Source organism: Actinomadura fulvescens (assembly GCF_039533225.1).
GTDB classification, from domain to species: domain Bacteria; phylum Actinomycetota; class Actinomycetes; order Streptosporangiales; family Streptosporangiaceae; genus Spirillospora; species Spirillospora fulvescens.
This window is the reverse complement of the sequence record NZ_BAAATD010000005.1, coordinates 401,977-425,988: the sequence shown is the minus strand read 5'-3', so window position 1 is coordinate 425,988 and position 24,012 is coordinate 401,977. Positions and strand designations below refer to the sequence as shown.

Annotated in this window: 18 protein-coding genes; 13 read left to right on the top strand and 5 right to left on the bottom strand. The window is 70.9% G+C overall.

From position 1 onward, the window contains the following. Positions 1–323 precede the first annotated feature (323 nt). The 6 genes from ABD333_RS21025 to ABD333_RS21000 all read left to right on the top strand — a co-directional run bounded on the left by ABD333_RS21025 (position 324) and on the right by ABD333_RS21000 (position 7,344). Complete coding sequence (locus ABD333_RS21025) at positions 324–1,154, top strand: hypothetical protein (RefSeq protein WP_344543352.1); 831 nt, start codon at positions 324–326, stop codon at positions 1,152–1,154. A 12-nt stretch (positions 1,155–1,166) separates the two neighbouring features. After that, positions 1,167–3,110: a fumarate reductase/succinate dehydrogenase flavoprotein subunit gene (locus tag ABD333_RS21020; protein ID WP_344543350.1), complete on the top strand. Its 1,944-nt coding sequence runs from the start codon at positions 1,167–1,169 to the stop codon at positions 3,108–3,110. Continuing rightward, positions 3,107–3,877 (top strand): succinate dehydrogenase/fumarate reductase iron-sulfur subunit, encoded by a 771-nt coding sequence (locus tag ABD333_RS21015; RefSeq protein ID WP_344543348.1) that lies wholly within the window; start codon positions 3,107–3,109, stop codon positions 3,875–3,877. Before ABD333_RS21020 ends, ABD333_RS21015 begins: the two co-directional genes overlap by 4 nt. Positions 3,878–4,213: 336 nt before the next feature. Next, positions 4,214–4,888 carry a Crp/Fnr family transcriptional regulator gene (locus tag ABD333_RS21010; protein WP_344543346.1) on the top strand — a complete coding sequence of 225 codons (675 nt, stop codon included), beginning with the start codon at positions 4,214–4,216 and terminating at the stop codon, positions 4,886–4,888. Between the two features lie 51 nt (positions 4,889–4,939). Further along, on the top strand, positions 4,940–5,932 hold the full coding sequence (locus tag ABD333_RS21005) for a LysR family transcriptional regulator (RefSeq protein WP_344543345.1): 993 nt from the start codon (positions 4,940–4,942) through the stop codon (positions 5,930–5,932). Between the two features lie 128 nt (positions 5,933–6,060). Further along, positions 6,061–7,344: a M14 family zinc carboxypeptidase gene (locus ABD333_RS21000; protein WP_344543343.1), complete on the top strand. Its 1,284-nt coding sequence runs from the start codon at positions 6,061–6,063 to the stop codon at positions 7,342–7,344. A gap of 79 nt (positions 7,345–7,423) precedes the next feature. On the opposite strand, the gene ABD333_RS20995 is transcribed toward ABD333_RS21000, so the two are convergent. The 4 genes from ABD333_RS20995 to ABD333_RS20980 all read right to left on the bottom strand — a co-directional run bounded on the left by ABD333_RS20995 (position 7,424) and on the right by ABD333_RS20980 (position 12,190). Then, on the bottom strand, positions 7,424–8,176 hold the full coding sequence (locus tag ABD333_RS20995; RefSeq protein ID WP_344543341.1) for a succinate dehydrogenase/fumarate reductase iron-sulfur subunit: 753 nt from the start codon (positions 8,174–8,176) through the stop codon (positions 7,424–7,426). Then, positions 8,176–10,116 carry a fumarate reductase/succinate dehydrogenase flavoprotein subunit gene (locus tag ABD333_RS20990; protein ID WP_344543339.1) on the bottom strand — a complete coding sequence of 647 codons (1,941 nt, stop codon included), beginning with the start codon at positions 10,114–10,116 and terminating at the stop codon, positions 8,176–8,178. The genes ABD333_RS20995 and ABD333_RS20990 overlap by 1 nt, the downstream gene beginning before the upstream one ends. A gap of 2 nt (positions 10,117–10,118) precedes the next feature. Further along, positions 10,119–10,808, bottom strand: a complete 690-nt coding sequence (locus tag ABD333_RS20985; RefSeq protein ID WP_344543337.1) for a succinate dehydrogenase cytochrome b subunit — start codon at positions 10,806–10,808, stop codon at positions 10,119–10,121. A gap of 161 nt (positions 10,809–10,969) precedes the next feature. Continuing rightward, the gene (locus tag ABD333_RS20980) at positions 10,970–12,190 is read right to left on the bottom strand and encodes a PP2C family protein-serine/threonine phosphatase (RefSeq protein ID WP_344543335.1); all 1,221 of its coding nucleotides are present in this window, start codon (positions 12,188–12,190) and stop codon (positions 10,970–10,972) included. Between the two features lie 340 nt (positions 12,191–12,530). On the opposite strand from ABD333_RS20980, the gene ABD333_RS20975 reads away from it, so the two are divergent. Both ABD333_RS20975 and ABD333_RS20970 read left to right on the top strand, forming a co-directional pair. Next, the gene (locus tag ABD333_RS20975; RefSeq protein ID WP_344543333.1) at positions 12,531–14,219 is read left to right on the top strand and encodes an ABC transporter transmembrane domain-containing protein; all 1,689 of its coding nucleotides are present in this window, start codon (positions 12,531–12,533) and stop codon (positions 14,217–14,219) included. After that, positions 14,216–15,943: an ABC transporter ATP-binding protein gene (locus ABD333_RS20970; RefSeq protein WP_344543331.1), complete on the top strand. Its 1,728-nt coding sequence runs from the start codon at positions 14,216–14,218 to the stop codon at positions 15,941–15,943. Before ABD333_RS20975 ends, ABD333_RS20970 begins: the two co-directional genes overlap by 4 nt. Before the next feature lie 199 nt (positions 15,944–16,142). Here ABD333_RS20970 and ABD333_RS20965 read toward each other — a convergent pair whose 3' ends face one another. After that, on the bottom strand, positions 16,143–18,221 hold the full coding sequence (locus ABD333_RS20965) for a S9 family peptidase (protein ID WP_344543329.1): 2,079 nt from the start codon (positions 18,219–18,221) through the stop codon (positions 16,143–16,145). A 182-nt stretch (positions 18,222–18,403) separates the two neighbouring features. On the opposite strand from ABD333_RS20965, the gene ABD333_RS20960 reads away from it, so the two are divergent. From ABD333_RS20960 to ABD333_RS20940, 5 genes are all read left to right on the top strand, one after another. Continuing rightward, positions 18,404–19,543, top strand: coding sequence for a hypothetical protein (locus tag ABD333_RS20960; RefSeq protein WP_344543328.1), 1,140 nt, complete (start codon positions 18,404–18,406; stop codon positions 19,541–19,543). 155 nt (positions 19,544–19,698) lie between these two features. Next, entirely contained in the window at positions 19,699–20,871 is a 1,173-nt protein-coding gene (locus ABD333_RS20955; protein ID WP_344543326.1) for a hypothetical protein, read from the top strand. Positions 20,872–20,996: 125 nt separating this feature from the next. Then, a complete protein-coding gene (locus ABD333_RS20950; RefSeq protein WP_344543325.1) occupies positions 20,997–22,463 on the top strand; it encodes a serine/threonine-protein kinase in 1,467 nt (488 codons plus the stop codon). Between the two features lie 29 nt (positions 22,464–22,492). Then, the gene (gene mshB / locus ABD333_RS20945; RefSeq protein ID WP_344543323.1) at positions 22,493–23,389 is read left to right on the top strand and encodes an N-acetyl-1-D-myo-inositol-2-amino-2-deoxy-alpha-D-glucopyranoside deacetylase; all 897 of its coding nucleotides are present in this window, start codon (positions 22,493–22,495) and stop codon (positions 23,387–23,389) included. Between the two features lie 29 nt (positions 23,390–23,418). Continuing rightward, positions 23,419–24,000, top strand: coding sequence for a DUF6113 family protein (locus tag ABD333_RS20940; protein WP_344543321.1), 582 nt, complete (start codon positions 23,419–23,421; stop codon positions 23,998–24,000). Positions 24,001–24,012: the final 12 nt, after the last annotated feature.

Genomic DNA, 24,012 nt, shown 5'->3' with positions numbered 1-24,012 from the left:
TGGCGGCACGGCTTCCGCCATGCCCGTTCGCGCTCGTCTCGATTCCGCGTGGCCATAACCGCTGCACAGCCGTGACCAGCACGATGGACGGTCCAAGGTCTGTGGTCAGGGTCACATCAAGGCCTGGCTGTTATGTGTGTCACAGTGCCAGGCTGGTGGCGTAGGGTCGCTTCGCTGGAAGCGCACACGAGGCGTCACCGTCTGCTTCGACGCCCGCCTCCCGTTGCCCGCGGCCGGGCGCGACGGCCGTGACCGGGCGGCGGCATGGGTGCGCTCAACCGTGGTACGGGGACCCCGATGACCCGAGCTCAGGAGAGCGATCGATGAGCACTGTGGAGGCGCCCGGCAAGCAGCGCGCCCAGATCAAGGAACGTACGCTCCGCAAGGACAACTGGCGCATCTATCCGATCACCACATTCGTGATCTTCACCGCGTGGGTTGTGTACGCGACCATCAGGGCGTTCTGGGGAGCCGCCTTCTTCGTCCCGGAGTATCACTACCTCACGCCGTTCTACTCGCCCTGCGTGAACGAGATCTGCAATAACGTCACGGTCAACGGGCACACGGGCGACGCGGCGGAGTTCGGCACGTTCCTGCCGGAGAGCACCCGGGGCTGGATCCCGTTCGCGGCGCTGTCGCTGCCGTTCCTGCTGCTCTTCCGGCTGACGTGCTACTACTACCGCAAGGCCTACTACCGCTCGTACTGGGCCTCGCCGCCCGCGTGCGCGGTGGCCGAGCCCCACAAGAAGTACAGCGGCGAACGCCGCTTCCCCCTCATCGGCCAGAACCTGCACCGCTACTTCTGGATAGCCGCGTTCGTCATCTCGCTCATCAACACCTATGACGCGATCCTGGCGTTCCATGGCAAGGACGGCGGCTTCGGCGTCGGTCTCGGCACGATCATCCTGTGGGCCAACGTCATCCTGCTCTGGATCTACACGCTGTCCTGTCACTCCTGCCGCCACATCGTCGGAGGGCGGCTGAAGAACTTCTCCAAGCACCCCGTCCGCTACTGGATGTGGGGGCAGGTCTCCAAGCTCAACCAGCAGCACGGCCGGTACGCGCTGATCACGCTCGGCTCGCTGGTCGTCGCCGACCTCTACGTCGCCTTGGTGGCCAGCGAGACGATCTCCGACCTGCGATTCTTCAACTAAGGAAGCCGGCTGATGACTGAGATCGAGAGGCACTCGTACGACGTCGTCGTCATCGGCGCGGGCGGCGCGGGGCTGCGCGCCGCCATCGAGGCCCGCCTCCAGGGCAAGAAGACGGCGATCATCTCCAAGTCGCTGTTCGGCAAGGCCCACACCGTGATGGCCGAGGGCGGCGCCGCCGCGGCGATGGGGAACGTCAACCCCAACGACAACTGGCAGGTGCACTTCCGCGACACCATGCGCGGCGGCAAGTTCCTCAACAACTGGCGCATGGCCGAGCTCCACGCCAAGGAGGCCCCCGACCGGGTCTGGGAGCTGGAGCACTGGGGCGCGCTGTTCGACCGCACCAAGGACGGCAAGATCAGCCAGCGCAACTTCGGCGGGCACGAGTACCCGCGGCTGGCGCACGTCGGCGACCGCACCGGCCTGGAGCTGATCCGCACCGCCCAGCAGAAGATCGTCGCCCTCCAGCAGGAGGACCACCGCGACCACGGCGACTACGAGGCCCGCCTGAAGGTGTGGTCCGAGACCACCGTCACGCGGCTGCTCCTGGACGGCGACAGGATCGCCGGCGCGTTCGCCTACGTCCGCGAGACCGGGAAGTTCGTGGTCTTCGAGGCCCCGGCGGTCGTGCTGGCCACCGGCGGCATCGGCAAGGCGTTCAAGGTCACGTCCAACTCCTGGGAGTACACCGGCGACGGCCACGCGCTCGCGCTGCTGGCCGGCGGCACGCTGCTCAACATGGAGTTCGTGCAGTTCCACCCCACCGGCATGGTCTGGCCGCCGTCGGTGAAGGGCATCCTCGTCACCGAGTCGGTGCGCGGCGACCGCGGCGTTCTGAAGAACTCCGACGACAAGCGGTTCATGTTCGAGTACATCCCCGAGGTGTTCAAGGACAAGTACGCGACCACGGCCGAAGAGGCCGACCGCTGGTACGACGACCCGGACAACAACCGGCGCCCGCCGGAGCTGCTGCCGCGCGACGAGGTCGCCCGCGCCATCAACTCCGAGGTCAAGGCGGGACGCGGATCGCCGCACGGCGGCGTGTTCCTGACCGTCGTCGGGCGCATGCCCGGCGGCGCCGAGGAGATCAAGCGCCGGCTGCCCGCGATGCACCACCAGTTCAAGGAGCTGGCCGACGTCGACATCACGCAGGAGGCGATGGAGGTCGGGCCGACCTGCCACTACGTGATGGGAGGCGTCGAGGTCGACCCCGACACCGGGGCCGCGCTCGTGCCCGGCCTGTTCGCCGCGGGCGAGTGCTCGGGCGGCATGCACGGCTCCAACCGGCTCGGCGGCAACTCGCTCACCGACCTGCTGGTCTTCGGCCGCCGCGCCGGTCTCGGCGCCGCCGAGTACGTGGACTCGCTCGGTACGGGCCGTCCCGCCGTTCCCGAGGCCGAGGTCGAGACGGCCACCACCGAGGCTCTCGCCCCGTTCCAGCGCAAGGGCGGCGAGAACCCCTACGCGGTGCACGCCGAGCTGCAGACGACGATGAACGAGCTCGTCGGGATCATCCGCAAGCAGGAGGAGCTGGAGCAGGCCCTGGAGGCCCTCGACAAGCTCCGCGAGCGCGTGGCCAACGTCAGCGTGGAGCCGGTCGCGGTCAACGACGGCCGCGGCTACCACCCGGGCTGGCACCTCGCCCTCGACCTGCGCAACATGCTGCTGGTGTCCGAGGCGATCGCCAAGGCCGCGCTGGAACGGACGGAGTCGCGCGGCGGGCACACCCGTGACGACCATCCCGGCATGTCGGCGGACTGGCGGAAGGTCAACCTGGTCTGCCGCCTCACGGGCGATCCCGACAGCCCGCGCGTGGAGCTCCGGCGCCAGCCGATGGAGCCGATGCGCGAGGACCTGATCACCCTCTTCGAGACCGACGAGCTGAAGAAGTACCTCACCGCCGAGGAGCTGCCCGGCGCCGTGGCGGCGGCCGACACCGAGGAGACCGAGCAATGAGCTACGAGGCCAAGTTCAGGGTCTGGCGCGGCGACGAGGGCGACGGCGAGCTCAAGGACTACACCGTCGAGGTGAACGAGGGCGAGGTCGTCCTCGACATCATCCACCGCCTCCAGGCCACCCAGGCGCCGGACCTCGCCGTGCGCTGGAACTGCAAGGCGGGCAAGTGCGGCTCGTGTTCCGCCGAGATCAACGGCATGCCGCGCCTGCTGTGCATGACCCGGATGTCGACGTTCGAGCCGGAGGAGACCATCACGGTCACGCCGGTGCGCACGTTCCCGGTGATCCGCGACCTGGTGACCGACGTGTCCTTCAACTACGAGAAGGCGCGGCAGATCCCCTCGTTCGACCCGGGCGACACCAAGCCGGGCGAGTTCCGCATGCGGCAGGTGGACGTCGAGCGTTCGCAGGAGTTCCGCAAGTGCATCGAGTGCTTCCTGTGCAACAACGTCTGCCACGTCATCCGTGATCACGAGGAGAACAAGCCCGCCTTCGCGGGCCCGCGTTTCCTCATGCGGATCGCCGAGCTGGAGATGCACCCGGCCGACGCCGCCGACCGGCGCGAGATCGCCCAGGAGGACCACGGCCTCGGCTTCTGCAACATCACCAAGTGCTGCACCGAGGTCTGCCCGGAGCACATCAAGATCACCGACAACGCCCTCATCCCCCTGAAGGAACGGGTCGTCGGCCGCCGCTACGACCCCGTGGTCTGGCTCGGCTCCAAGCTCGGCATCGTCAAGAAGGGCCAGGACACCCCGTCCGCCTGACCACCGACGGCCGCCTGACCGCGACGGCCGCCTGACCGCGACGTTCTCCGCGTTCGACGTCCGCCTGAACGTGACAGAGGCCGGTCCCTTCCCAGGGACCGGCCTCGTCATCGTCCGCGGACACGCCGACGGGCGGCGCGCCCCCGTCACCGCCGCCCGCCGTGCCGCCGTTCCCCGTGAACGTCATAGTGCGCGAGCGGCCCCCGCGGCCGCACGCGCCGTGATCATCCTTCACCCGGTATCGCTGGCTGAATAGGGAGAAGTACACACAACGCGTGATGCATTCGTGATTCCGCAGAGGATTACCTGCCGTCGGGATCGCTCTAGCGTGAGTACATGCACCCCCTGGAGCCGGGTTCGTTCCTCGCGGAACTCACCACGATGGAACGTGCCGACCTGGAATCGCGGGGCCGGGCACGCGATTTCGGCCGCGGGGACGTGCTGTTCACCGAGGGTGAGCGGTCGACCTGGGTCGCGGTGCTGCTGGCCGGCCGCGTCAAGGCGTTCTCCTATCGCGAGCACGGCGGCGAGGCACTGCTGGCGGTGCGCGGGCCGGGTGCGCTGCTCGGCGAGGTCGCGGCGATCGACCGGCTGCCGCGTTCCGCCACGGTCGCCACCCTGGAGCCGGCGCGGGCCCTGGCGTTGACCGCCGACGAGTTCATGGCGTTCCTCCAGGCGCACGGCCGGGTGTCGATCCTCATCATGCGGACGTTGTGCCAGCGGTGGCGTGACGCCGACCGCAAACGGGTCGAGTTCGGGATGTTCGACGCGACCGGGCGGGTGGCGCAGCGCCTGGTCGAACTGGCCGAACGGTTCGGCGTCCCCTACGAGCGCGAAAGCGTCCGGATCACCCTCAACCTGTCCCAGGAGGAGCTGGCGGGCTGGGTCGGGGCCTCGCGCGAGGCGGTCAGCAAGGCCCTGCGCACCCTCCGGCGGCACGGCTGGATCGAGACCGGCCGGCGGCGCGTCATCGTGCATGATCTCCAGGCCCTCCGGCGGCACGCGCGCTGACGGACGGGGCGGCATGAGGGTGCCGTTTTCGATAGCCCTACGCTATAGAGCGTGCAATTGCAGCAGCTCGCGTACTTCGTCGCCGTCGCCGAGGTGCGGCACTTCACCCAGGCGGCCGAGCTGCTGCGCGTCGCGCAGCCGTCGCTGTCCAAACAGATCAGGGCGCTGGAGAACGAGCTCGGCGCCTCGCTGTTCAGCCGCGCGCGGGGCAACATCACGCTGACTCCGGCCGGAGAGGCGCTGCTGCCCCTGGCCAAGCGGATTCTCGCGGACGTCGACACGGCCAGGCTGGAGGTCCAGGAGCTGGCGGGGCTGCGGCGCGGACGGGTCCGGCTGGGGGCGACACCGTCGTTGTGCGCGGGGTTGCTGGGGGACGCGCTGCGGCGTTTCCACGACACCTACCCGGGCGTCCAGCTGCTGGTCGAGGAGGGCGGTTCGCGCGACCTGGTCCGCGAGCTGACCCGAGGGTCGCTCGACCTGGCGCTGGTGATCCTGCCCCTGCACGGGGACGCGCCGCTGGAGACGACGCCGATCCTGCGCGAGCACCTGGTCGTGGCGTCCCCGGCGGGGGGTTCGGGGGTGCCGCGCAGGTCCTATCTGCGCATCGAGGACCTGCGCAACCGGCCTCTGGTGATGTTCCGGTCGGGGTACGACCTGCGCGAGGCCACCATCGGGGCCTGCCGCGCGGCCGGGTTCGAGCCGAGGTTCGCCGTCGAGGGCGGTGAGATGGACGCGGTGCTCAGGTTCGTGGAGGCGGGGCTCGGGATCGCCGTGGTGCCGAGCATGGTGCTGGCGGGGCGGCCCGGACTGCGGGGCACGCCGCTCGTCCTGACCGAGCACCACGAGGACGCCGTCGCCCGCCGCGGCCAGCCGGGGCCGGGCCTGCTCCGGACGATCGCGCTGGCGCACCGCAAGGACGTGGACCTCACCCACGCCGCCCGCGCGTTCCAGGAGACGCTGGAGACCTTCCTGATCGAGGCCGCCCTGGCCGGGAGCCTGCCCGCCGGGGTCGAGTCGCTCGTCTCCGCCTCGACCACCGGCTGAGGCCGTCAACGACAAGCCTCACCGATTCTCGGCCGTCGCTCTCGGCGCTTCTTGTGGACCCCTGCCCCGGCCTGCGGACCTAGTGTCCGGCTTGTACGCAAAACGATCTCTAGCCCCTCGGAGACGTCATGCATTCCCCGTTCCGCCGCCTGACCCCGCTCCTGGTCGTTCCTCTCGCGCTCCCGGTGCTGGTGGCGCCGCCGGCGTCGGCCGCGCCCGCCTCGTCCGCGGCACCGGCGCGGGCCACCGCGTCCGCCGCACCCCCGGAGTGCAACGAAGAGCCGCGCGACCTTCCCACCTGGAAGTTCGTCGACTACCGCGAGATGCGCCGCGAGCTCGCCCACATCGAACGGATCAGCCGTGGCCGCGTGGACGTCAAGGCCGTCGGCAAGTCCAACCGCGGCCGCACCATCTACACGGCCACGGTCGGCACCGGCAAGAAGGTCTTCCTGGTCACCAGCGAGATCCACGGCAACGAGAAGACCGGGACGACCGCGCTGCTGCGCATCCTGAAGTGGCTCGGCACATCCGGCTCTCCCGAGGCCAAGCGCCTGCGCCGCACCGTCACGTTCGTCGCCGTACCGAAGATCAACCCGGACGGCGCCGAACTGGACCGGCGCGGCAACGACAACGCCTGGGCCGAGGTCCAGAAGGACTTCCCGCAGTTGGCCGGACGGCCTCCCGCGTGGAACTACCTCAACACCTCGCTGCAGGGCGACGACTACACCAAGCGGCCGGGGTTCGACCTCAACCGCGACTTCAACCCGAACCTGAAGTACGTCCCCAAGCCCGAGGACGTGCCGGGTGAGTCGGCGAAGCCCGGCTGGTTCCTCAACCCCGAGTCGCAGACGCTGCGCGACATCTACACCAAGCTGCGCGCGCGCAAGGGGAAGGTCGACGTCTACGTGGACCTTCACCACCAAGGCGCCTGCGTACGTGAGGACGCCCAGAACCGGCTCCTCGACGTCGCGGTCGACTATCCGCCGCTGCCCGACAAGTTCTTCGAGCCGGGCGGCAAGTACGCGGCGTACGCCAAGACGTACGCCAAGAAGCTCTCCAAGCAACTGGCCGTCAGCGCGTTCCGCGGCATCGAGAAGCGCGGCTACATCGGGGCACGCTACCCGCACGCGCCGACGCGCGACCTGCCCGGCCAGGCCCGCTGCTCGCTCGCGATGATCGGCACCGGCACCGTCCTGTTCGAGGTGCGCGGGCAGACGCAGACGATGGGCCACCAGCAGTCGGAGCGCTTCACCCGCGCCGTCACCGCCGGTCTCACCAACATGCTGAACGACCTGTCCACCGGCAGGGTGTACGGCATCGACCCCGACACGTTCGAGCGGTTCCCGGGCACCGTCGAGGACGCCGCCGCCACCGCGTTCCGCCACGCCCACGACGGCCACGAACTGGAGTAACGAGCCGCAGGTACCAAGAAGCGCCCCGGGCCGATGCGGTCCGGGGCGCTCCTCGTACGGCTGAGGGCGGGAGGGCGGGCTACTTCTTCTTGCCGCCCGCGGTGGCCTTCAGGTAGTCGCTGTTGAGGCGGCTGATGAAGTCCAGGGAGATGCCCTTCGGGCAGGCCGCGGTGCACTCGCCGGTGTTGGTGCAGCCGCCGAAGCCCGCGTCGTCGTGCGCCTCCAGCATGTCGACCACGCGGTCCCAGCGCTCGGGCTGGCCCTGCGGCATCAGGCCGAGGTGGCTGACCTTGGCGCCGAGGAAGAGCGACGCCGAGCCGTTCGGGCACGCCGCCACGCAGGCGCCGCAGCCGATGCATTCGGCGGCCTCGAAGGCCTTGTCGGCGTCCGGCTTGGGCACCGGCGTCGCGTGGGCCTCCGGCGCGGTGCCGGTCGGCGCGGTGATGTAGCCGCCGGCCTTGATGATGTCGTCGAACGCCGAACGGTCCACGACCAGGTCCTTGACGACCGGGAACGCCCTGGCCCGCCACGGCTCGACGTCGATGGTCTCGCCGTCGGAGAACTTGCGCATGTGCAGCTGGCAGGTCGTGGTCATCTTCTCGGGCCCGTGCGGGGTGCCGTTGATGACCAGCGAGCACATGCCGCAGATGCCCTCGCGGCAGTCGTGGTCGAACGCGACCGGCTCCTCGCCCTTGGCGATGAGCTCCTCGTTCAGGACGTCCAGCATCTCCAGGAACGACGCGTCGGGGGAGATGTCGTCGAGCTTGTACTCGACCATCTTGCCCTTGTCCTTCGGCCCGTCCTGGCGCCAGACGCGCAGCTTGAGTTTCATTACTTGTACGACCTCTGGCTCGGCTTGACGTATTCGAACTCAAGGGCCTCCTTGTGGAGGACGGGCTGCTCGCCCTCCCCGGCCCACTCCCAGGCGGCGACGTAGGCGAAGTTGACGTCGTCGCGCTTGGCCTCGCCGTCCTCGTCCTGGCTCTCGGCGCGGAAGTGGCCGCCGCAGGACTCGGCGCGGTGCAGCGCGTCGATCACCATGAGCTCGCCCAGCTCCAGGAAGTCGGCGACGCGGCCGGCCTTCTCCAGCTGCTGGTTGAGCTCCTCGCCCTTGCCGGTGACCTTGACCCGCTCCCAGAACTCCTTACGCAGGGCCGGGATGAGTTCGAGGGCCTTGCGCAGGCCCTCCTCGGTGCGCTCCATGCCGCAGTACTCCCACATGATGTGGCCGAGTTCGCGGTGGAAGGAGTCCACGCTGCGGTCGCCATCGATCGAGAGCAGCTTCTCGATCTGGTCCCTGACCCGCTGCTCCGCCTCGGCCACCGGCTTCTCGCCGACCTCACCGAGGTTGTGCTCGGCGATGTAGTTGCCGACCGTGGTCGGGAGGACGAAGTAGCCATCGGCCAGTCCCTGCATCAGCGCGGACGCACCGAGGCGGTTGGCGCCGTGGTCGGAGAAGTTGGCCTCACCGATCACGAAGAGCCCGGGGATGGTGGACTCCAGGTCGTAGTCCACCCACAGGCCGCCCATCGTGTAGTGCACGGCGGGGTAGATGCGCATCGGCATCTCGTACGGGTTCTCGCCCGTGATCCGCTCGTACATCTCGAAGAGGTTGCCGTACTTGGCCTCGACCGCCTTCAGCCCGAGCCGCTCGATCGCGTCGGCGAAGTCGAGGTAGACGCCGAGGCCGCCGGGGCCGACGCCGCGGCCCTCGTCGCAGACGTTCTTGGCGGCGCGGGAGGCGATGTCGCGCGGGACCAGGTTGCCGAACGAGGGGTAGATGCGCTCCAGGTAGTAGTCGCGCTCGTCCTCGGGGATGTCGGCGGGCCTGCGCTCGTCGCCGGTCTTCTTCGGCACCCACACCCGGCCGTCGTTGCGCAGCGACTCCGACATCAGGGTCAGCTTCGACTGGTGGTCGCCGCTGACCGGGATGCAGGTCGGATGGATCTGGGTGTAGCACGGGTTGCCGAAGTAGGCGCCGTGCTTGTGCGCCCGCCAGGACGCGGTGACGTTGGAGCCCATGGCGTTGGTCGACAGGAAGTAGACGTTGCCGTAACCGCCGGAGGCCAGCACCACCGCGTCGGCGGTGTAGCTCTTGACCTCGCCGCTGATCAGATCGCGCACGACGACGCCGCGCGCCCGCCCGTCCTCGATGATCAGGTCGAGCATCTCGTGCCGCGCGTGCAGCTCGACGTTGCCGGCGTCCACCTGGCGCATGAGGGCCTGGTAGGCGCCGAGCAGGAGCTGCTGGCCCGTCTGGCCGCGGGCGTAGAACGTCCGGGAGACCTGCGTACCGCCGAACGAGCGGTTGTCGAGCAGGCCGCCGTACTCGCGGGCGAACGGCACGCCCTGCGCGACGCACTGGTCGATGATCTGCGTGGAGATCTCGGCGAGGCGGTGCACGTTCGACTCGCGGGCGCGGAAGTCGCCGCCCTTGACCGTGTCGTAGAAGAGGCGGTGCACGCTGTCGCCGTCGTTGCGGTAGTTCTTGGCCGCGTTGATGCCGCCCTGCGCCGCGATGGAGTGGGCCCGCCGCGGGCTGTCCTGGAAGCAGAACTGGATGACGTGGTAGCCGGCCTCGCCGAGGGTGGCGCCGGCGGAGCCGCCCGCCAGGCCGGTCCCGATGATGATGATCTTCTTCTTGCGCTTGTTGGCCGGGTTGACGAGCTTGGCCTGGAACTTGCGCGTGGTCCAGCGATCCTCGACCGGGCCGGCCGGGGCCTTGGTGTCGGCGATCGGCTCGCCGCTCTTGTAGAAGCTGTCGTCGATCATGATCAGCCCACCCATCCGAAGGTGACGGAGACGGGCACCGCGATGAAGCCGAGGGCCACCACGGCGCCGATCGTGGCGGCGAGCGCGCGCAGCGCGCGGTCGTTGCGGGGGGAACGCATGCCGAGGGTCTGCATCGCGCTCCACACTCCGTGCCGGAGGTGGAGCCCGACCAGCGAGACGGCCACGATGTAGAAGACGGTGACGTACCAGTGGGACGGCTGGAAGTCCTGGATCACGCGCTCGTACGGGGTGGCGCCGCGGCCCGCGGGGTTCACGACGAGGAACGTCAGGTCGAGCAGGTGCCAGATCACGTACAGCGCGATGATGATGCCGCCGTACCGCATGGTGTGGACGGCGTAGCCCTGCGCGTGCGACTTCTTCTTCGACTTGTACTTGACCGGGCGGGCGTGCACGGCGCGCCTGCCCAGCGAGATCGCCGACCACATGTGCAGGACGATCGAGACCGCCAGGACGACCTCGATGGCCGTCAGCACGGTGCGGCGCGGAACCGCCGGCTGGCCGAGGGTGCGCAGCCAGTGGGAGTAGTGGTTGAAGTCCTCGGCGCCCATGAAGATCTTCAGGTTCCCGACCATGTGCGCGATCAGGTACAGCACCATGATGGCGCCCGTGACGGCCATGACCGCCTTCTTCCCGACGGTCGACCGGTAGATCGCAGGTATCGCTATAGCCACAGATCGCACGGTATGACCGATGCGCTGAACCGATCCAAGTCATCGCCGCACTTGTTTCGATAGCCACAGGCTATGAACCGTGCCGCACCGGGCTTTCCTCGATCTTTACCGCGCCCGAAGGTGAGGGACCTCACACGACCTGGGGGAACTGCGATCCGGCGTCAGGAATGCGCCGCATGGGACAGCAGCAACACCGCAAGGTCGTCAGTGAGGGCGTCGCCGTTGAGCTCCTCGACCCGCGTGACGAGCTCGTCGATCAGGCCGCGGCCGGTGGCGCCGCGGGCCCCGGCCTGGGAGGCGAGATCGACCAGGCCCTCGGTGCCGAGGCGGTGGGCGCCGTCGCCGACCCGGCCCTCGATCAGGCCATCGGTGTAGAGCATCAGGCTCCAGGACGACTCGCCCAGGTCGATCTCGGTCGTGGGCCACTCGGCACCGGGCAGCAGGCCGAGGGCCGGGCCGTGCGCGTACTCGGGGAGCGCGAAGACCTCGGGCTCGCCCTTCTGGCCCGCCCGGAACAGCAGCGGCGCGGGATGACCGGCCAGATGCATGCGGGCGGTCCGGCGGGACGGCGCGATCGTGATCATGCAGAGCGTCGTGAAGATCTCTTCGCTGCGGCGCTCGTGCCCGAGAACGGTGTCGAGCGTGGCCAGCAGCTGCTCGCCCGAGTGCCCGGCCAGCACCAGCGTGCGCCAGGCCATCCGCAGCTGGACGCCGAGGGCCGCCTCGTCCGGCCCGTGCCCGCAGACGTCGCCGATCATCAGGTGCACCGCGCCGCCCTCGGTCTGCACGGTGTCGTAGAAGTCACCGCCCAGCAGGGCACGGCGGCGGCCCGGCCGGTAGCGGGTGTAGTGCCGCAGGGTCGGGTCGTCGATCAGCGGGACGGGCAGCAGGCCGCGCTCCAGCCGGGCGTTCTCGCGGCCGGTGATCCGGGCCTCGACCAGCCGCCGCTCGGTCTCCTCGGCGCGCTTGCGCTCGATGGCGTAGCGGATGGCGCGGGCCAGCAGCGGCCCGTCCACCTCCTGCTTGACCAGGTAGTCCTCGGCTCCCGCCGCGACCGCCCGGACACCCAGATGCGCGTCGTTCAGGCCGGTCAGCACCACGACCGCGGCCCGCTCGGACAGCGCGAGGACCTGGCGGAGCCCCTCGATGCGGTCTATGCCGGGCGCGGACAGGTCGACGATGATGCACTGCGTGCGGCGGGTGAGCCTCCGGCGCGCGGTGTCCAGGCTCTCGGCGACGGTGATCTGCGCGGTGAGTCCGGTCTCGGAGAGCATTTTCTCGACCAGGAACACGTCGGCGGGGTCATGGCCTATCAGGAGCAGGTCGATCCTGTCCTCGGCGCCCTGGGCGACGGGATGCGGGTGCTGGCTGGTGGTGCTCACAGGAATACCGGTTTCCGGACTTCGCTGGGATGGCGATGGCGATCGTTGACTGGCTCGGCGCCCACGACGGCCTGACCGCGGCGGAGACCCCCAGGGGGCCAGGTCCGGCGGAACGGGCCGCGCCGGGGAGGCGGCTGCTGCATAGCCGCCGGGGTCCCGGCTCATGGAGCGGAGAGAACGTCGCTCCGTACTGCACCGACCATAGCGTCTCTGATCACGATTGTGCATCCCGGGAGGGGCACTTGCGGCTTGAGTCACGTATGTAGTGCTTGCGGGTAACAGTCCGTTCTGCCGGAAAATCAGTCGAAGTTCGCTCCGGGTGATGCCTAGTCTCCAGCTCGTGAAGTCGTTGCCGGTCGCGGACCCCGGGACCCCGGACCATCGTTCACCGGCGCGCTACCTCGGCTGGCTGGCCCGGACCCAGGCCCGTTCGATCATCGCCGGTGCGCTGCTCGGCGTGGTCTGGATGCTCAGCCAGGCGCTGATGCCGGCCGCGATCGGCCGCGCCATCGACGCGGGGGTGGCGGCCAAGGACGGCACGGCCCTGCTGACCTGGGCGGCCGTGCTGGCCGGCCTGGGCGCGGTCCAGGCGGCCAGCGGCGTCACCCGGCACCGCTTCGCGGTGTTCAACTGGCTGGCCGCCGCGTACCGCACCGTCCAGCTCGTCGTCCGCCAGTCCACCCGCCTCGGCGCCACCCTGCCGAAACGGCTGAGCACGGGAGAGGTGGTGAGCGTGGGCGTCGCGGATGTCGCCCACATCGGGGACGCGATGGACATCCTGTCGCGGGGCTCCGGCGCGGTCGTCGCCATCGTGGCGGTCGCGGGCATCCTGCTCGCCGCCTCGCCGCCGCTGGGCCTGGTCGTGCTGATCGGTGTCCCGGTGATCCTGGCGGTCGCCGCGCCGCTGCTGCGCCCGTACCGCGAACGCGAGCAACGCCACCGCGAGCTGGTCGGCGAGCTCAACTCCCGCGCGACCGACCTGGTGGCCGGGCTGCGGGTGCTGCGCGGCATCGGCGGTGAGGACCTCTTCGCCGGGCGCTACCGCGCCGAGTCGCAGCGCGTGCGGCAGGCCGGGGTGAACGTGGCGCGGGCGGAGTCGCGGCTCACCGGCGCGGAGACGTTGTTGCCGGGGCTGCTGATCGCGCTGGTGACCTGGCTCGGCGCCCGGTTCGCGGCCGAGGGCACGATCACGCCCGGTGAGCTCGTGGCGTTCTACGGGTACGCGGTGTTCCTGATCCACCCGCTGAAGACGATCGGCGAGGCCGCGAGCAAACTGACGAAGGCGCACGTGGCGGCGGGCCGGGTCATCCGGCTGCTGGACATCGAGCCCGAGATCCGGCACACCGGGACGGCACGGCCGGACGGGCCGCCCGGCGATCTGGTGGACGTGGCGTCCGGCCTGGTCGTACGGCCCGGACAGCTCACCGCCGTCGCCGCCTCCGATCCGCGTGACGCGCAGGCGGTCGCTGACCGCTTGGGCCGATACGCCGAGGGCGACGTCACGTACGGGGGCCTGCCGCTGCGCGACTTCGCCGATGTCCGCGAACGGATTCTGGTGGCGGTGAACGAGGACCGGCTCTTCTCCGGCCCCCTCCACGAGAGCCTCAGCCCGGCGGGCTCGCCCGCCGGGCTGAAGGCCGCGGTGGCGGCGGCGAACGCCGAGGACATCGTCGAGGCGGTGGGCTGGGACGCGCATGTCGTCGAGGCCGGCCGGGAGTTCTCGGGCGGCCAGCAGCAACGGTTGCGGCTGGCGCGGGCGCTGGCCGCCGACCCGGAGGTGCTCGTGCTGGTCGAGCCGACGAGCGCGGTCGACGCCCACACCGAGGCCCGCGTCGCCGACCGGCTCGCCGCCGCCCGCGCGGGCCGTACGACCGTGGTGTGCACGACCAGCCCGCTGCTGCTCGACCGCGCCGACCACGTCGTCTTCGTCGACGGCGGCGCGGTGGTGGCCGAGGGACGCCACCGCGGGTTGCTGGAGACCGAGCCGCGTTACGCGGCGACCGTGACCAGGGGAGAGACGGTCGGGTGAGCGCTGAGACGCTGCCGGTGGCGACACCGGCGCAGGTGCGCGCGTACGCGCGCCGCCTGACGCTGCGGCACCCGCGTGCCCTGTTCGGCGCGCTGGCGCTGCACGGGCTCGCGGCGGTGGCCGGGCTCGTCACCCCGCGCCTGCTCGGCGAGCTGGTGGAGGGCGTACGCGACCACAGCGTCGACATCGACACCGTCGGGCTCGCCATCGCCGCGTTCGTGATCGTCCAGAGCGTGCTGATCCGGTACGCCTCCCTGGCGTCGGCACGGCTCGGCGAGCGGGTGCTGGCCGAGCTGCGCGAGGAGTTCGTCGACCGGGTGCTGGCGCTGCCGCTGTCCCGGGTCGAACGGGCGGGCACCGGCGACCTCGTCACCCGGACGTCGCGCGACGTCGACGCCCTCGCCACCACGGTCCGCTACGCCGTGCCGGAGACGTTGATCGCCATCGTCGCCTGCGCGTTCACGTTCGGCGCCTTGTTGCTGGTGGGGCCGTTGCTGGCGCTGCCCTGCCTGGTCGCGCTGCCGCTGCTGTGGGGCGTCATGCGCTGGTACCTGCCGCGCGCCCACGCCGGTTACCTGCGCGAGAACGCGACGTGGGCCGACATGACCGACGGCATGGCCGAGACGGTCAACGGCGCCCGCACGATCGAGGCGCTGCGCCTGGCCGGCCGCCGGCACCGGCGCGTGGACGACGACATCGCCGCCGCGTACGCCGTCGAGCGCTACACGCTGGGCCTGCGGACGGTGCTCTACCCGGTGATCGAGATGAGCTTCGTGCTGCCGGTCGCCGCCACCCTGCTGGTCGGCGGCTGGTTCCACATGCACGACATGGCGTCGCTGGCGCAGGTGACCGCGGCGACGCTGTACGTGCAGCAGCTGATCGGACCGGTCGAGATGCTCCTCATGTGGCTGGACGAACTGCAGCTCGGTGGCGCGTCCCTGGCCCGGCTCCTCGGCGTGGGCGACGTCGGCCCCGACCGTTCCCCGAACGGGAGACGCCCGGCGGGGGAGACCCTGACCGCACGCGACGTCCACTACGCCTACCGTGACGGGCATGACGTCCTGCAAGGCATCGACCTCGCCCTCCGTCCCGGAGAACGATTGGCGGTGGTCGGCCCGAGCGGCGCGGGCAAGTCCACGCTGGGCCGCCTCCTCGCAGGAATCGACGGGCCGCGCGCCGGTTCGGTGACCGTCGGAGATGAGGTCGCACACGTTCCCCTCGTCGAGCTGCCCCTCGACGACCTGCGCGGGCACGTCGCCCTCGTCACGCAGGAACACCACGTCTTCCGCGGCACGCTGCGCGACAACCTGGTGATGGCCCGCCCGGACGCCACCGACCAGCAGATCACCGCGGCCCTCGCCGCCGTCGACTGGGACGGCCCGGAACTGCAGACCGTCGTCGGCTCCGGCGGCGAGCCCCTGTCACCCGCCCAGGCCCAGCAGCTCGCCCTCGCCCGCCTCGTCCTGGCCGACCCGCACACCCTCGTCCTGGACGAGGCCACCTCGCTGCTCGACCCGCGCGCCGCCCGCCACCTCGAACGGTCGCTGGCGGCCGTGCTCGAAGGCCGCACGGTCGTGGCGATCGCGCACCGCCTCCACACCGCCCACGACGCCGACCGCGTCGCCGTCGTCGAGAACGGCCGCATCACCGAACTCGGCACCCACCACGACCTCATAGAAGCCAACGGCCCCTACGCCGCCCTCTGGTCGTCGTGGCAGCGTTAGTTTGGCTTTCGCGGCCTCGGGTCCTCGCCTGGCGGCTCAGACCCGAACCGCCATCCCACAGCGCCCCGCCCGCCACCCATCAATCGACAAGCTCCGCTTGACGTCCATAGCGGCGAGCGCGACATCGCTTCGCGATCTTCGCGGGAAGCTTCGCCTTCGGCTCGCTCCCCGCTCAGCGCCGCGCGCTCGCGGTGCGTGGCTAGATGAGGTTGCGTTTCAGGAAATCGACCTGAAGGTGCAAGAGATTCTCCGCGACGACCTCTTGGGGGGTCATGTGGGTGACGCCTGAGAGGGGGAGGACGGTGTGGGGGCGGCCTGCGGCCAGGAGGGCCGACGAGAGGCGCAGTGTGTGGGCCGCTACCACGTTGTCGTCCGCCAGGCCGTGGATGATCAACAAGGGGCGTTCGAGTCTGCCGGCGTCCTCGATGAGGGAGTTGGCCTTGTAGTTGTCCGGCTCCTCGTCGGGATGGCCGAGGTAGCGCTCGGTGTAGTGCGTGTCGTACAGCGTCCAGTCGGTGACCGGCGCCCCGGCGACGCCCGCGTGGAACACGTCGGGGCGGCGCAGCACGGCCAGCGCCGCCAGCCAGCCGCCGAACGACCAGCCGCGGATGCCGACGCGATCGAGGTCGAGGGCCGCGGGGTGGCGGCGGGCGGCCTCCTCCAGCGCCGCCACCTGGTCCTCCAGGACCGGGCCGACGAAGTCGCCGCGGACCGCGCGGTCCCAGGAGGGGCCGCGGCCGGGCGTGCCGCGGCCGTCCGCGATCACGACGGCGAAGCCCTGGTCGGCCAGCCACTGCGCTTCGCAGTACGCCCGCCGCACCGCGAGCACCCGCTGGGCGTGCGGGCCGCCGTAGGGGTCCATCAGCACGGGCAGGCGACCCTGGCTCGGTTCCCATCCGGTCGGCAGTACGAGGGCGGTACGGATGGCACGTTCGCCCGCGCGCAGGAGTTCCACGTTCGGGGTGATGACCGGGGTCTCGGCGCGGGACTCGATCGGGTGCGTCCCGTTCGCGGTGCGGACCTCTGCCGTGACGCCGTGGCGGTCCAGGAGTGAGCCGCTCAGCACGGTCGTCCTGCCGGAACGGGTGCCGCCGAAGACCCCCTGGCCCTCGGTCAGCCGGGTGAGGCCTTGCGGGCCGTGTTCGTAGACGTGGATCTCGGTCGGCTCCTCCGAGCCCGTGAACAGGATCGTGTCGCGCTCGGCCCCCAGCACCGACCGCACCTGGAGCCCGCCGGGCGTGACCGGCTCGCCCGCGACGGTGATCCGGCGCGTCTCGGTCTCGCGGTCCTCGGTCACCCACACCAGGTCTCCGTTGCCGGCGCGGGCGGGCACGCCGGGCACGATGTCGGTCCAGACCGGGTCGTGCGCGTTGTGCAGCAGGGCGGTCTCCCCGTTCGACGGATCGACCTTGAGGATCCGCTGGGCCCGCTGGTCCCGCGACTGGACGACGATCAGCAGACCGTGCCGGTCCCACGACGCGGTCACGACATAGGGGAACTCGCCGCGGTCCCAGGCCACCCCGACCCGGCCGCCGTCCACCTTGAGCAGGACGAGCGACACGATCGCGTTGGGCGTGCCCGCCGCCGGATAGGCGATCTCGGTCGCGGGCCGCTCCGGGTTGGCGGGGTCGGCGATGTGCCACCGGTTGACCGGGGTCTCGTCGACCCGGGCGACGAGCAGCGAGCCGCCGTCCGGCGACCACCAGTAGCCGCGCATCCGGTCCATCTCCTCGGCGGCCACGAACTCGGCGAGCCCGTACGACACCTGGTCGCTCTCGGGCGTGACGAGCGCGTGGTCGTCGCGGCCGTCCAGCTCGACGACGTGCAGCGTCCGGCCGGAGACATAGGCGACCCGGCGCCCGGCAGGGTCGGGCCGCGGGTCGAAGACCGGCGTCCGCGCCTCAAGGCCGCGCACCGTCCCGGACCGCAGGTCGGCCACGTACAGCCGGCCGCCCAGGGTGAACGCGGCGTGCCGCGCGTCGCGGTCCACGGCGTACCCGACGATGCCCCCGGCCTGTTCGCGCGCGCGCTCGCGGCGGGCCCTCTCCTCGGGAGGCAGGTTCTCCTCGCCCGGCACGTCCAGCGCCGTCGGGTCGGCGACCAGCCGCTCCGCGCCCGTCGCGGTGTCGAGCGTCCACAGGCAGGTGACCGGGTCGTCGCCGGCCTTCGTGCGCAGGAACGCCACGTACGACTCGTCCGCCGCGATCTGGAAGGCCCGCGGCACCCCGAGGGTGAACCGCCGGGTGCGGGCGCTCTGCCGCGGATAGCTGATGGTCATGACAACGAAGTCTGCCAGCCGGACCCGCGTGATCCGCCCATCCGGCGGACGTTTCGGCTCACCGCAAACCCCGTTCCGCTTCGCCGGTGCCGCCGGTAGTGTTCTCGATCACTTATTCGGACGATCACCGTCCGGCCCGGCCCCCCGCCCCGGGACACCGATACCCCCCGAAAGGGCAAGGCATGACCCCTCTCAAACGGTCACTGTTCGCCGGCGCGGCGGGCGCGTTGGCCATCGCCTCCATGGCTCCCGCCGTGCAGGCCGCTCCCGCGCCGGGTTGGCGCGTGAGCAACGTGACGTCCGTTCCGGACGGCGGGGACGCCGCGGTGACCGACGTGGCGGCCACCAGCGCCAAGGGTGCGTGGGCGGCCGGGTACGTACGCGCCCCCTACCGGTACGAGATGTTGCTCAAGCGCTGGGACGGGCGTGCGTGGACCCGCGTCGCGGTCCCCGCGTCCCTCGCGCCACGGGCCAACGCCAAGCTGACCACCGTCGCGGCCAGCGCGTGGAACAACGTCTGGGCCTTCGGCGTGGCGACGCACCGGACGACCGAGGACGAAGGCGTGGTGTTCGGCGTCCACTGGAACGGCGCCAAGTGGACCCGCAAGATCTTCCCGTCCCACGTGAAGCGCATCGGCCAGGCGGCGTCGATCGGCAAGAACGGCCAGGTCCTCGTCGTCGGGCGTGGTGCCTGTGCGGGCTGGACGTGCAAGCCGATCGGCCAGCGCTTCGACGGCAAGGCCTGGAAGCCGTTCTCCGTGCCGGCGAGTGTGGGGGTGCTTCACGTACGTTCGGCCAAGGACATCTGGGCGACGGTCAATCTGGCCAACGCGCGCAAGACCCCGCTCGCCAAGAACACGCTGGCGCACTGGAACGGCCGGAAGTGGCGGTACGTCCCACGGCCGAAGCTCACGAGCACGGGCAAGCGCATCTGGCACTTCAGCGACATCCATGCCCGCAGCGGTAAGAGCGTGTGGGTCTCGGTCACCGCGTCCAACCTGGCCGACGGTTACCTGCCCGGCGCCTACCTGGGGCGCTGGGACGGCAAGCGCTGGAAGTTCGTCAAGGTCAACGCCAAGGACAGCCTGCGGGACATCGAGAGTGACGGCGGCAGCGGCTTCTGGGCGCGGTCCTGGGACGCCATGCTGCTCCACTACGTGGGCGGCAAGGTGACGGCGCGGCTCAAGGCGCCGGGCGCGGGAACCGGGCACCAGGTCGGCTCCCTCCTGCGGATTCCCGGGACGCGGTCGCTGTGGGCCGCCGGGACGATTCGCAACAAGGACAACTGGGAGACCGGAGTCATCTGGAAGTACGGCTCCTGACGACTCGCTCAAGACCATGGGTTGTCCCGGGGTTCCGGGACAACCCATGACTTTGCCGGTATTGTCACGTGCCACCCAAGGTCAACGATCTTCGTTGGCCTTTCCGGCTCCCCGCCCCGGGCTCTTCGTTCTGTCCAGGGAAAGGGAACTCGCGTATGACCGAACTCCTTCGCCGCATCGTGTGCGTCGGTGCGGTGGGCGTCATGGCGGCCGGGGCCGGCACTGCCGCCGCCTCCGCCTCCGGATCCGCCGCCTCCGGATCCGCCGCCGCACCAGGATGGCGGACCGTCTACGCCAGCACATCGCAGCACGGCAGCGACTCCTTCAAAGACGTCTTCGCCCTCGGGCCCAAGAACGCCTGGGCGCTGGGAGGGGCCGACGGCTCGCTCCTACGGCACTGGAACGGGACCTCGTGGCGAGCGGTCGCCGTGCCCACCTCGCTGGTCGGCGCCGACCAGGTCGAGGTAGGCCGCGTCGTCGCCACGTCTCCCAAGGACGTCTGGGTCTTCGGGTCGGCGTTCTGGCAGGACGCCGACGAACGCCGCGTCGTCTACGGGCTGCACTGGGACGGAACTCGCTGGACCAAGAAGGAGTTCCCCTTCGCCCGGATCAATGACGTGATCACCACCGGCAAGCCCGGTGAGGTCTGGGTGGCGGCGGCGAGGCACTCCTGTGGCCATGGCAAGGTGTGCGGCCCGTGGATCCAGCGGTTCGACGGCAAGGCCTGGCGGAAGGTGCCCGTCCCCAAGTCGAAGGCCGGCGCCTACCGCCTCAGTGCGCGCAAGGGCACCGGTGTCTGGGCGACCACCGACTCGACGCCTGTGCGCTCCACCGCGTACCGGCCCGGGCTGGTGCGCTGGACGGGCAAGCGGTGGCAGAAGGTCACCGGGCCGAAGGTCGTCTTGCCCAGGGGCCATGAGGGCCATGCCACCGATGTCCTGGCGCGCGGACCCAGGGACGTGTGGACCACCATCACGATCACCAAGGGCGGCACGGCCGTCAACAAGAGCGTCCTCGCCCACTGGAACGGCAAGTCCTGGCGGCAGCACGTCATCAGGACCAAGGTGCTCAGCGCGCTGGACGGCGACGGGGCCGGCGGCATCTGGGCCCTCGCGGGCGACCCGGGCCGAGGCGCGGTGCAGGCCATGGCGCACTGGTCGAAGGGCAAGGTCAGGTTCCACCGGGTGCCCGGGGTGCGGAACCGGATGGACTCGATCAGCGACTTCACGCTGATCCCCGGCACGCGTTCGGTGTGGGCGGCGGGGCATCACCGGCGCCCGACTCCGATGTACGACATCCAGGCCATGCTGTGGAAGTACGGTGCCTGACGTTTCGATTTGAAGATCATGGGTTGTTCCCCGTCCCTGGGGAACAACCCATGATTGCGTTTTAAGGTCGCGTAGGCTCAAGGCTTCCCGCTTTACGCAACGTCACCGGTCAGAGGAGAAGGTCCATGCCGGAACTGCAGCCGGGTGATCCACGGCGGCTGGGTTCGTACGAACTGCTCGAACGGCTCGGCGAGGGCGGCCAGGGGGTCGTCTATCTCGGCAGGGACGCCTCCGGTGACAACGTCGCGATCAAACTGCTGCGGGCCGATCTGACCGAGGACGAGTCGGCGCGGCACCGGTTCGTGCGGGAGGCGCAGGCGGCCAAGCAGGTCGCGCGGTTCTGCACGGCGCAGATGATCGAGGCCGACGTCGCCGGCGACCAGCCCTACATCGTCAGCGAGTACGTGCGGGGACCGAGCCTGTACAAGCAGGTCAAGGAGCAGGGACCGATCATCGGGGCGGCGCTGGAGCGGCTCGCGATCGGCACCGCGACCGCGCTGGTCGCCATCCACCAGGCCGGGATCGTGCACCGCGACTTCAAGCCGCACAACGTGCTCATGGCGCCGGACGGGCCGCGGGTGATCGACTTCGGCATCGCGCGGGCGCTGGACGCCGGCCAGACCGCGGCGACCAAGGCCATCGGCACCCCCTCCTACATGGCGCCCGAGCAGGTGGCGGGGGCCACGCTCACCGAGGCCGTGGACGTCTTCGCGTGGGCGGCGACCATGGTCTACGCCGCCACCGGGACGCCGCCGTTCGGTGACGACACGGTGATGGCCGTGATCAACCGGGTGCTGCACGAGGAGCCCTCGGTGGAGGGCGTGCCGGCGGATCTGCGCGGGCTGATCTCGGCGTGCCTGGTCAAGGAGCCGGAGCGGCGGCCGACCGCCCAGCAGATCATGATGGCGATGATCGGGACGGGCTCGCAGGAGACCCGGCTCGACGACGCCGCGCAGGCCACGACGATGATGGCGGCGGGCGCCGCCGGGGCCGCGGGCGGGGCCGCCGGGATGTCGGCGGCCGACCAGACGGTGTCCTACGACCGTACGCAGCGCATGGGCGCGGCGGGCGGCAGCACCCTTCCGGGCGCCGCCCCTCCCGCCGCGCCCGGCTACTACGAGCCGCAGCGCAGGCGCGGTCCGTGGCCGATCGTCGCCGGAGTGGCCGCCATCCTCCTCATCGCGGTCATCGTCGGCGTGGTGATGGCGGCCACCAACAACGACGAGCCCGGCGGCGGCCCGGCGACGCCCACGACCTCCGAGCCGGACTCGGTCTCGCCGAGCGACGACGAGACGGCCGACACGCCGCCGACCAGGGACACCCCGACGCGGCGGCAGAGCACGCCGCCCTCCGATCCGCCGAGCACGGCGCCCAGCTCCGAGCCGCCGAGCACCCCGCCGACCTCGGAGCCGCCGAGCACGCCTCCGTCAACGCCTCCGTCCACCCCGCCGTCGTCCGGCGGCGGCGGTGGAGGCGGCGGAGGCGGTGACGGTGACGGCGGCGGGAACGGCGGCGGCGGTGGCGGTGGCGCCGACCCCGGCGAGGGCGCCGGCACGGGTGCCCGCAGCGGCGCGGGCGGCGGCTCAGGCTGAGCTCATCCTTGTTAGTACGCTCGTTTCCTATGAACCAGCCGCGGATCCTGTTCGTCCACGCGCATCCGGACGACGAGTCCATCGGGACCGGGGCGTCCATGGCCAAGTACGCGGCCGAGGGCGCCCAGGTCTGTCTCGTCACCTGCACGCTGGGCGAGGAGGGCGAGATCATCCCCGCGGAGCTGCGTCATCTGGCCTCCGACAAGGAGGACCGCCTCGGCGAGTACCGGATCGGCGAGCTGGCGGACGCGTGCGCGGCGCTCGGCGTCGCCGACCACCGGTTCCTCGGCGGCGCCGGACGCTGGCGTGATTCGGGGATGATGGGCGGCTCCACCAACGACGACCCGCGCTGCTTCTGGCGCGCCAACGCCGACGAGGCGGCGGGCGAGCTGGTGAAGATCATCCGCGAGGTGCGCCCGCACGTGATCGTCACCTACGACGAGCGCGGCAACTACGGGCATCCCGACCACATCCAGGCGCACCGGGTGACCTGGCGGGCCTTCGAACTGGCGGCCGACCCGGCCTACGGGGACGGCGAGCCGTGGCAGGCCGCGAAGTTCTACGCGTACGCGACTCCCAGGACGGTCCTCGCGCGGGCCATCGCGGTGATGCGCGAGGCCAAGCTGCCGTTCGACCGGGTCGCCGGACTCGACGAGCTGGGCTCGGGCGTCCCGGACGACCGGATCACCACGATGGTGGACGCCCGCCCCTACCTGCCCGCCAAGCTGGCCGCGCTCCGCGCCCACCGCACCCAGATCGTGGTGGCGCCGGACGAGGTGGGGCCGTTCTTCGCCCTGTCGAACGGGCTGGGCCAGCAGGCCTTCGGCACCGAGTTCTTCATCCTGCTGGCCGGGGAGCGCGGGCCCGTGGCTCCCGGCGGCCGGGAGACCGATCTGTTCGCCGGACCTGGCACGCGGCAGGTCTGACGGCCGCGCACCCGGATACCCTGACGACCGTGGACAAGGACGAAGACGCCCAGCTGTCGCTGGCCAAGGACGCCGTACCGGCCGCACCCGCCGCGGCCGAGCCGGTCGGCCCGGCCAACCCGGCCGCGCCGCCCGAGCCTGCCGCCCCGGCCGCACCGGCCGCACCGGCCCCGGCGGACTCGGTGAACCCGGCGGACCCGGTCCTGGGACCGCGGGCCGAGGCGTTCGTCGGCGGCGCCGCCTACGGGGCGCTCGGGCTGCTCGGCGCGCTGTTCGCCGTCGTCGGCTCGTTCCTCCAGGACTGGACGATCGGCTCGGTCCCGGTTGCCGCGATCCTCCTCGTGGTCCTCAACTTCGGTTTCGTCCGGCTGGCGGGCTGGGCCATGGGCGGCCGGATGGGCGCGGTCGTCCCCACACTGACCTGGGCCGTCGTCGTGTTCCTGATGTCCCAGCAGCGGCCCGAGGGCGATCTGGTCATCCCCGGCAGCCTGGCGGGCTACGTCTTCCTCATCGGCGGACTGATGGCCGCGGTGATCGCCATCTCGATGGTGCCGTCCCGGCGGCAGCCCGGCGACTGGCTGCTCGGGGGCGCCGGCCGTACCCACGGATGAGGCCGGACGCGT